Source organism: Janibacter limosus NBRC 16128 (genome assembly GCF_001570985.1).
Classification (GTDB): domain Bacteria; phylum Actinomycetota; class Actinomycetes; order Actinomycetales; family Dermatophilaceae; genus Janibacter; species Janibacter limosus.
In genome coordinates, this window is record NZ_BCSS01000024.1 from 43,144 (window position 1) to 51,548 (window position 8,405).

At 71.7% G+C, this 8,405-nt stretch carries 11 protein-coding genes; 5 read left to right on the forward strand and 6 right to left on the reverse strand.

Translation table 11 applies throughout. The features are described 5' to 3' along the window. Positions 1-6: 6 nt before the first annotated feature. The gene (locus JLI01S_RS10330; protein ID WP_068264150.1) at positions 7-891 is read right to left on the reverse strand and encodes a LysR family transcriptional regulator; all 885 of its coding nucleotides are present in this window, start codon (positions 889-891) and stop codon (positions 7-9) included. 71 nt (positions 892-962) lie between these two features. Here JLI01S_RS10330 and JLI01S_RS10335 point away from each other — a divergent pair, with 71 nt between their 5' ends. Then, positions 963-1,982 (forward strand): YeiH family protein, encoded by a 1,020-nt coding sequence (locus tag JLI01S_RS10335; RefSeq protein ID WP_068264152.1) that lies wholly within the window; start codon positions 963-965, stop codon positions 1,980-1,982. 12 nt (positions 1,983-1,994) lie between these two features. On the opposite strand, the gene JLI01S_RS17295 is transcribed toward JLI01S_RS10335, so the two are convergent. Both JLI01S_RS17295 and JLI01S_RS10340 read right to left on the reverse strand, forming a co-directional pair. Further along, positions 1,995-2,150, reverse strand: coding sequence for a hypothetical protein (locus tag JLI01S_RS17295; protein WP_174521317.1), 156 nt, complete (start codon positions 2,148-2,150; stop codon positions 1,995-1,997). Positions 2,151-2,388: 238 nt separating this feature from the next. After that, positions 2,389-2,697: a putative quinol monooxygenase gene (locus JLI01S_RS10340; protein WP_068264154.1), complete on the reverse strand. Its 309-nt coding sequence runs from the start codon at positions 2,695-2,697 to the stop codon at positions 2,389-2,391. A 111-nt stretch (positions 2,698-2,808) separates the two neighbouring features. Here JLI01S_RS10340 and JLI01S_RS10345 point away from each other — a divergent pair, with 111 nt between their 5' ends. The 3 genes from JLI01S_RS10345 (at position 2,809) to JLI01S_RS10355 (ending at position 5,033) form a co-directional block, all read left to right on the forward strand. After that, positions 2,809-3,822 (forward strand): MBL fold metallo-hydrolase, encoded by a 1,014-nt coding sequence (locus JLI01S_RS10345; protein ID WP_068264156.1) that lies wholly within the window; start codon positions 2,809-2,811, stop codon positions 3,820-3,822. A 94-nt stretch (positions 3,823-3,916) separates the two neighbouring features. Beyond that, positions 3,917-4,678: an alpha/beta fold hydrolase gene (locus JLI01S_RS10350; RefSeq protein WP_068264158.1), complete on the forward strand. Its 762-nt coding sequence runs from the start codon at positions 3,917-3,919 to the stop codon at positions 4,676-4,678. A gap of 19 nt (positions 4,679-4,697) precedes the next feature. Beyond that, a complete protein-coding gene (locus tag JLI01S_RS10355) occupies positions 4,698-5,033 on the forward strand; it encodes a zinc-binding dehydrogenase (protein WP_157074908.1) in 336 nt (111 codons plus the stop codon). Positions 5,034-5,048: 15 nt separating this feature from the next. Here JLI01S_RS10355 and JLI01S_RS10360 read toward each other — a convergent pair whose 3' ends face one another. Continuing rightward, positions 5,049-5,696, reverse strand: a complete 648-nt coding sequence (locus tag JLI01S_RS10360) for an alpha/beta hydrolase (protein ID WP_068264162.1) — start codon at positions 5,694-5,696, stop codon at positions 5,049-5,051. A gap of 29 nt (positions 5,697-5,725) precedes the next feature. Continuing rightward, positions 5,726-6,232, reverse strand: a complete 507-nt coding sequence (locus JLI01S_RS10365; protein ID WP_068264164.1) for a hypothetical protein — start codon at positions 6,230-6,232, stop codon at positions 5,726-5,728. 68 nt (positions 6,233-6,300) lie between these two features. On the opposite strand from JLI01S_RS10365, the gene JLI01S_RS10370 reads away from it, so the two are divergent. Beyond that, positions 6,301-7,752, forward strand: coding sequence for a hypothetical protein (locus tag JLI01S_RS10370; protein ID WP_068264166.1), 1,452 nt, complete (start codon positions 6,301-6,303; stop codon positions 7,750-7,752). Positions 7,753-7,898: 146 nt separating this feature from the next. Here the strand turns inward: JLI01S_RS10370 and JLI01S_RS10375 are convergent. Beyond that, positions 7,899-8,405 (reverse strand): type III PLP-dependent enzyme domain-containing protein (locus tag JLI01S_RS10375; protein WP_500778499.1); only part of this gene is annotated, 507 nt, incomplete at its 5' end.

Consider the following 8,405-nt stretch of genomic DNA (forward strand, 5'->3'; position numbering starts at 1 on the left):
CGGGGGTCAGCCGCCCGCGGCGACGGCGAGCAGGGCCGAGGTCGCGGCGCTCATCCGGGCGCCCTTGCGCCACACCGCGGTCAGCGGTCGCTCGAGGTCCAGCGTCGTCGGCACCACGACGAGGTGGCCGGCGTCGACCTCGGTCGCGACCGCCCGCTCGGAGATGACCGCCGGTCCGAGGCCGGCTCGCACCGCACCCATGAGGGCGGTGGTCGAGCCGGCCTGCAGGGCGATCGTCGGCACCCCCCCAAGCGCCCGCTCGAAGGTGCTGCGGGTCCCGCTCCCCTCCTCGCGCAGCACCCACTCCGCGCGCGCCAGCACCTCGGGACGAAGGGGGGTCCGCCGCCGGGCCCACTCGTGGTCGGGATGGACCACGACGACGAGCCGGTCGGTCCCGACCACGCGGTGGTCCAGGCCGGCAGCGCGCGTGGCGGTCTCGATGAAGCCGATGTCCGCGAGCTGCGAGCGGACCATGTCGGCGACCCGGTCGCTGTTGACGACGTGGAGCTGCGGGTGGACCTCCATCCGCTCCCGCAGCGCGCCGAGCCATCGCGGGAGGATGTGCTCGGCGATCGTCAGGCTGGCCGCGACCCGCACCTCGCCGCGTCGGCTGCCAGTCAGCGACGCCAGCCCCGCGCGCATCGTGTCGACCTCGCGCAGCACCTGCCGTGCCCAGGCGACGACCGCGCGGCCGTCGGTCGTGATGGTCGAGCCGCGCGGGGTCCGCTCCAGGAGCGTCAGCTGCCACCGCACCTCGAAGGCCCTCACCCGCGCGCTCGCCGACGGCTGGCTCAGCCCGCGCTCACGAGCCGCCGCGCTCAGGCTGCCGGTGTCGTCGACGGCCACGACCAGTCGCAGCGTCTCGATGTCAAGGTCGGGAGCATCAGCCATAGCCTCAGCCTATGACGTGTCGCCGGACTGGGGTCTACCCAAACCCTTCGGACCCCGGCACGGTGGACCAGGTGAACACCCCCACGCTCCCCGCGCAGTCCACCGACGCCATCGCGCCACCGCGCCCCGGCGTCGGATCGCGGGTCACTCCCTTCGTGCCGCCGCTGGCCGCTGCCGGACTGGCGATGGCGCTGGCCCCCTTCGTCCCGCTGCTCAGCCCGCTGCTCCTGGCACTGGTCGTCGGAGCGGTCGTGGCCAACTCACCGTTGATGGGCGTGCGGGCCGTGGTCGACCATGGACCGGCGACCCGGCTGCTGCTGCGGCTCGGTGTGGCGGCGCTCGGCCTGCAGCTGCCCTTCGGCGACATCGTCGGGATCGGTCCGGCCGGGCTGGTGGTCATCGCGACCACGGTGGTGGTGACCTTCCGCGGGACCCTGGCCGTCGGTCGCCGGCTGGGTCTGGACGAGGGCTTCGTCATGCTGCTGGCCGCCGGCTTCTCGATCTGCGGTGCCGCCGCCATCGCAGGCGTCCAGGACTCGGTGCGGGCGAAGGAGAAGTTCGTCGCGCTCGCCGTGGCCATGGTGACGATCTTCGGCTCCGCGATGATCCTGCTCGTCCCGTGGCTGGCCGGGGTCATCGGTCTGAGCGATCACCAGGCGTCGATCTGGGCAGGAGCGAGCATCCACGAGGTCGCCCAGGTGGCTGCCGCGGGCTCGCTGATCGGCGGCCCGGCCGTGGCGCTCGCGATGACCGTCAAGCTCGGCCGGGTCACGCTCCTGGCCCCGATCTCCGCGCTGCTGGCGAAGGGAGCGAAGGGGGCCAACGGCACCTCCACCCCGCTGGTCCCGTGGTTCATCCTCGCCTTCGCAGCGGCCGTCGCCCTGCGCTCCACCGGGCTGCTGCCGACCGCGGTGCTCGACGTGACCAACCTGGTGACGACCCTGCTCCTGGCTGCCGGGATGTACGGCCTGGGGATGGGCATCCGCGCCCGCGACCTGTGGCCGCTGCCGGTCCAGGCGCTCACCCTGGCGACGGTCTCGACGCTCATCGCCGGTGGGACCTCGCTCGGGCTCGTCCTGCTCGTGGGCTGAGGTGCGTGACGCTCAGGCTGACGTGCGGCCGTAGAACAGCTCGGAGGTCAGGTCGTTGAGCACCATGTCGGGGCGCTCACCGTAGGTGAGGACAGAGTTGATCCGTGGCCTCCTGCCCCTGATCGGGGTGACCCGGTGCAGGGCCCACTCGCCGCGGAAGAAGGCCAAGGTGCCGGCAGCACTGGGCAGGACCTGCAGGCCGGTCCGATCTCCCTGCAGCAGTCGCTGGACGCCCGGATGGTTCTCGTTGTCGTCCGAGCGCAGCCCCGGCAGGTGCGTGGGAGGTCTGGGTCAGGAAGCCCACGCTGCCGCTCCCTGACGCACTCCTCGGCGCGACCCTGATCGGTGCGACCCTGCACGGCGAGGGTGAGCCGATGGGAGCGAGCAGGCGGGCCGGCGCAGCAGGTCAGCGTGCGAGGTCGACCTGGTCGCCGACGGGCGACGTCACGGTGACCCGGGGCGGACCCGTCACATAGGTCTTGGTCGCCTCACCCATCGCGGCGAACTCCGCCATCTCACCGTGCCGGCGCAGCGCGTCCTTGGAGTCGTAGGCCTCGATGAAGACGTAGTCGCCCTCGCTCCTGGCGACCCGCTGCAGGTCGTACCGCAGGCACCCTTCGTCCGTGAGGAAGGCTGCGCGGGCGGTCGCGACGGCCGCCTCGAAGTCCTCGGTGCACTCGGGCTTGACGCTGATGGTGGCGATGACGTTGAACATCCCCACACCATAGGTGAATCCGGCTTCAAGTGCAGCCTCCCACTCGCCGAGGACTCGTCAATGCGTCCACCTCCACCCGGGCCCGAAGCATGAAGTGCTTGACTCAGGCACATGACTGCGAGCGCCACTGCCGACTGGACCACCCCGGGGCCCGAAGAGGTCGCACCCGGGGTGCACCGCATCCCCCTTCCCCTGCCGATGGACGGGCTCAAGGCGGTCAACGTCTACGCCGTCGTTGGCGAGGAGCGGCACACCCTCATCGACGGCGGGTGGGAGATCGAGGTCGCGCAGCGTGCGCTCGACGACGCGCTCGGTGAGCTCGGGCTGGCGACGCACGACTTCGAGCAGTGCCTCGTCACGCACCACCACCGCGACCACTTCACGATGGCGATGGGTCTGCGGCAGCGCGCCGGTCTGATCGTCGGACTGGGCGAAGGGGAGGCCCCCCAGCTGGAGGCGATCCGCAGCACCCATGGCCTGGAGGGGTCCCACACCCTGCTGGTCGCCGCGGGCGCCACCTCAGTGATCGAGGCCATCGCCAAGGCCCCCCACGATCAGCAGGACCGCGACCTGTGGGCCGACCCCGACCGGTGGCTCGTCGACGACGAGTCCGTTGCCGCGGCGGGTCGCTCGCTGCGGGTCAAGGCGACGCCGGGCCACACGAGCGGGCACGTCGTCTTCTTCGACGACGACGCCGATCTGGTCTTCGCCGGTGACCACGTGCTGCCGCACATCACGCCCTCGATCGGCTTCCAGGCCAAGCCGGTCGCCACTCCCCTGGCCGACTACCTCGACTCGCTGGCCGCGATGCTGACCGAGCGTGACCGCGTGCTGCTGCCGGCGCACGGACCGGCTGGCGGCAGCCTGCACCGGCGGGTCGATGAGCTGCTCGCGCACCACGAGCGACGGCTGACACAGACCGAGGCGGTCGTGCGAGCGGGTGCGTCCACCGGTTTCGAGGCGGCCCGGGCGCTGCGGTGGACCCGCCACGAGCGACACCTGGACGAGCTCGACCCCTTCAACCAGATGCTCGCCACCACCGAGACGCTCGCGCACCTGCAGGTGCTCGCCGCACAGCAGCGGGTGCGGCAGAGCGATGTCGACGGGGTGTGGCGGTACAGCTGACGGCCAGGTGCTCGTCGGCGTCCGTCACCTAGACTCGCCGCCACGGGTACAGCGGAGCGTGGGCCCGCTGCCCAGGACGCGGGAGACGAGATCAATGACGATCGACCACACGCTGGTGGGCACGGGCGCGACCAAGGTGATCACGGTGCACGGCTGGTTCGGCGGCGAGGACGGCTGGGGTCTGCTCCCCGAGCTCATCGACACCGACGCGTACACCGTCGCCTTCTTCGACCTGCGCGGCTACGGACGGCGCATCGACGTCGCCGGCGAGTACACGCTCGAGGAGGTCGCCGAGGACGTCTTCGCCCTGGCCGACGAGCTCGGCTGGCAGCAGTTCGCCCTCGTCGGCCACTCGATGGGTGGAGCGATGGTGCTGCGCGCCTTCAGCGACGACCCCGAGCGCGTCACCGCCCTCGTCGGGGTCAGCCCGGTCCCCGCCTCGGGCGTCCCCCTCGACGCCGACTCGCAGGCGCTCTTCGACGGCGCGGCGCAGGAGCACGGCAACCGCCGGGCGATCATCGACTTCACCACCGGCAACCGGCAGCCCGCGAGCTGGCTGGACGCGATGGTCGCCTACACCGTGCAGCACTCCCGGCCCGAGGCCGTGGCCGGCTACCTCACGTCCTGGACGGGAGCCGACTTCGTCGCCGACCTGCCCGCGGTGCACGTGCCCGTCCACGCCGTCGTCGGCGAGCACGACCCGGCCCTCGGCGAGGAGACGATGCGCGCGACCTGGCTGGAGCAGCTGCCCGGGTGCGAGCTGACCGTCATCCCCAACGCCGGGCACTACGCGATGTTCGAGGCGCCCGTCTCGCTGATCGCGGCGATCGACGCGACCGTGCTCCCCGCCGGCTGACGTGGCGGCAGTGACCGGCGTGACGAGCTCCCTGCCGAAGGGAGGATCCCGCGCCGTCCTCGCCGTCGCCACCGTCGGGTGGCTCCTCGTGGAGCTCCTGCGCGGGTGGACCCCGCTGCTCATTGCGAGCCCGCCGACGAGCGACACCGTGGTCGCTCCCGAGCGCGGCATCCGCGTCGCCATGATCGCCTACGACGCGGACGTGCGCGACGATCTGGCGGAGCTGATGGCCGGTGTGGCCGCGAGCGACCTGCACCTCGAGATCGAGCACGTCTACCCCTTCGACCAGGCCGTCGAGGCGCTGGCGAGGGTCCAGACCCGGCACGTCCGCGGCAAGCTCGTGCTGAGCGTGTGAGGCGCAGCCCCGTCCTCACGGCGAGTGGTCGACGACCTCCACGACCGCGCGGGCGGCGAGCTGGTGCCACCGCCACGGGCGCTCGAGCAACGCGTGGCCACCGCCCATCTCCTGGTAGGTGGCGTCCCCGCCGAGTGCGCGCAGCCGGTCGACGAGGTCACGTGAGCGCGCCGGGCTGCACACGGTGTCGTCCACGCCGTGGATGACGCGGACCGTCTTGTCGCGCAGGTGCTCGACGGGATCGTGCTCACCCACCCACGGGGCGAGGGCGACGCTGCCGATGACCTCGTCCTGGCCCCCGCCGCGCAGCGCTGCCCAGCCGCCGCTGGAGTGTCCGAGCAGTACGACGGGCAGGTCGTGGTCGGTCGCCAGGCGCCGCACGATCTCGCGGGTCTGCACCAGACCGGTGCCTGAGGAGGCGATCCAGCCCCCGTGCCGGTTGTGCACGAGGACGGGCGCGATGCTCCCTCGGGAGACCCGCGCCACGGCGGGGGCGAAGGGGAGCATCCGCAGGTAGGAGACATCGCGATGGCGCCGAGGCTGCTGCGTCACCGAGCGGCCGCCGTGGAGGATCAGCGCGATGGCCCGGGTGCGAGGCCCGACCCGCACGCGGCCCTGTCGGACCGCTGCCATGAGGTCGTCGAGGTCCTCGCGCGTCGTCATGTCGCGAGTCTGGCACGGTGCTCGCCGGGTCAGCTGCCCGCCGGCCCCGGCTCAGCGGGCGCGTAGTCGTAGCGGGCGTTCGCCCGGGTCTCGCGGAACTCCGCGAAGGTCATGCCGCCCGAGTCGGGGAACGCCTCGTAGGTCTCCCAGCGCGCCCAGTTGCGGTTCCACGCCTCGTCGCGCGCGTCCTCCTCCGTCGTGAGGTACCACCGGTCCGACTCGGGGCCGCCGTCCTCGAGGATCAGCCAGATGCGCTCCGTGGGCACCTCCCCGCTCGGCTCGACGCGGTCGTCCTGCCCATTGACGGAGTCGACGTGCGGGAGCTCGTCGATGGTGTAGGTCGGCAGGTCCTGGATCTCGCGGTACTGCTCCCACGTGACGCCGAGGTCGACCCGCGCGTCCAGCTCCTCGAAGTCCCGCTGCTCGTCCGCCAGGAGCTCGTCCACGCGGGCCACTGCGTCTGCCCGCGCGGCGTAGTACTCGAAGACCGGCATCCAGCCCTGGCGGATGCCGCTGATCACCCACACGTTGTGCATCGCTTCTCCTCAGATCGCGGGTAGTTCTCCCCCTTGGCACTACCCCCTTCGCACCGTTGACTCATCCCATGACGAGCTTCCCCCTGCCGCTGCCCGCAACCGACTCCGTCCGTGGGGAGCAGCCAGCCGTGGATCTGGGCGGCGTCGTCCTGCGCTACCGGTGCGCCGACGAGGTCGCGCCCTTCGCCGGGCCGGTCATCGAGCGCTTCCGCCAGTACCACGCCTCGGGTGCACCGCTGGACGGGCAGCGCACGATCGTCGGCTTCACGGTGTGGCAGCTGCGCCAGTCCGGCCCGCCGCGCGAGTACTGGATCACTGCCTGCGACTACGACAGCGACGACATCATCGATGTGACGACCGACGACCTGACCTTTGCGTTGTGGATCGAGGCGAGCCAGGTCGACGTCGTCGGGCGCGTGGGCGCGCACGGCGAGCAGGTGGACATGTCCTCGCGGGTGATGTTCACCAAGGCCGCGTTGAGCGTCGTCGACAAGGGACGTCCGGACGAGTTGGTCCTGGAGCGTCGTGAGCCCAAGGACGAGCAGGACTCCGGCTGGTCTGTCCGCACCGCGCAGCGGTCCGTGCTGCGCAACAAGGAGGTCGAGATCCTCGCTGGTGTCATGGCCGGCACCACGCCGTACCTGCTGCCGCACCTCGCTCTGCCGATCGGGTCGGTGGTCCGCTTCGCCGATGGCCGCTGCCTGGGCATCTGGTCGGGACAGGGTGACCTGCTGATCGACGGCGACGGCACCCGGGTCGCCTCCTCGTCGCCGTCGCGGGCGGCCTCGGACCTCGAGGTGCTCACCGAGACGGTGGACGGGGTGAGGCTGCAGGCCAGGATCGACCCTGCGATCGCACCGCTGGCCGGAGGGATCCTCGCTGCCTTCGCCGCGGGTGCGGCGGGTCCGCTGCAGGCCGGCGCGCAGATCCCCTCCTCGTACGCGACCTTCACGCTGCACGAGGGCGAAGGGGGGACCCTCCTGATCACCACCCCGGACTTCTCCTCCCCGGAGAGCTATCGCACGGCCACGACCGATGACCTCACCGCTGCCCTGTGGGCCCACGCGGCGCAGACCAAGATGGCCCGGCTGGCCGAGCTGGAGCCGCAGCGCACGCGCGCTGGCGAGACCCTCGCGATCCAGCGGGCTGCGATGGAAGCCCTCGTGATGGGGACGCCGGTCCCCTATCTGATGGAGCGGATCCCGTCGCAGGACGGCGAGGACCGGCTCGCGGACGGCACCACCCGCTCGGGCTGGTTCATCACCTCGCCGGTCGCGCAGACCGAGGAGGAGCGCGCGATCCTCAACATCGACGCGGGCGAGCTGCAGGCCTGCGACCCGATCTTCACGCCGTACTACGCGCTACCGGACCACGTGATGCTGGAGTTCGCCGAGGGCCGGCTCGCGGCCGGGCACCTGCTCGACCCGGTGAAGTTCGACGAGGTGACCTCGCAGCACCTGAGCATGACGATGGGTGAGCTCCTGGGCTCCGGGAAGGTCTCGCGGCCGCTCTTCACCTGATCTCTTAGTAGTCAGCCTCCGGAAGGCAGTCGAGCCCATGGTCGACGAGCTCCCCGTCGCTGTGGCTCCACGCCTCGCACCACTCCAAGACCTGCTGTCACGTCAACCGTCTCGAAGGGACGCCACGGCTCACGCCCGAACGACGCTCACCACCCGTGGCAGCGCTGCCACCGCTCGGTGACGGGCTCCCCTTCGCCGGCGACGACCTCGTAGTGGTCGTGCTGAGCCGCCGTGGCGCAGGCGTGGATCGGCAGGATCCGCACCCGTGTCCCGACGGGCAGGTCGGGCAGCTCGCGCTCGACACCGGGGCGGATGGCGAGGACGCCGTGCTCCTGGCTCGCCCCGACCATGAGCAGGTCGGGCAGGACCTCGCCTGTGTCGGTGGAGACGAGGCCGAGGTGCTGGTCGACGGCCTGGGTACCGGTGCCGCGGTCGCTGGAGGTGGCCGTCCACCCGGCGTCGGTGAGGATCGACGCGTCGTCGGGGCCGCGGCCGATGACGGTGGCGACGACCGACAGGGCGAGGTCGTCGAGCGCGCAGACCCCGATGCCGGCCATGACGAGGTCGAAGAAGACGACATTGCCGGCGCGGACCTCGGTGACGCCGGTGAGGTCGGTCGCGGCGTGGGCGGTCGGGGTCGAGCCGACGCTCAC

Bases quoted from the DNA above. Each gene is read 5' to 3' on its own strand.
- JLI01S_RS10330 (WP_068264150.1), bottom strand. From the start codon at position 891: ATGGCTGATGCTCCCGACCTTGACATCGAGACGCTGCGACTGGTCGTG.
- JLI01S_RS10340 (WP_068264154.1), bottom strand. From the start codon at position 2,697: ATGTTCAACGTCATCGCCACCATCAGCGTCAAGCCCGAGTGCACCGAG.
- JLI01S_RS10345 (WP_068264156.1), top strand. From the start codon at position 2,809: ATGACTGCGAGCGCCACTGCCGACTGGACCACCCCGGGGCCCGAAGAG.
- JLI01S_RS10350 (WP_068264158.1), top strand. From the start codon at position 3,917: ATGACGATCGACCACACGCTGGTGGGCACGGGCGCGACCAAGGTGATC.
- JLI01S_RS10360 (WP_068264162.1), bottom strand. From the start codon at position 5,696: ATGACGACGCGCGAGGACCTCGACGACCTCATGGCAGCGGTCCGACAG.
- JLI01S_RS10365 (WP_068264164.1), bottom strand. From the start codon at position 6,232: ATGCACAACGTGTGGGTGATCAGCGGCATCCGCCAGGGCTGGATGCCG.
- JLI01S_RS10370 (WP_068264166.1), top strand. From the start codon at position 6,301: ATGACGAGCTTCCCCCTGCCGCTGCCCGCAACCGACTCCGTCCGTGGG.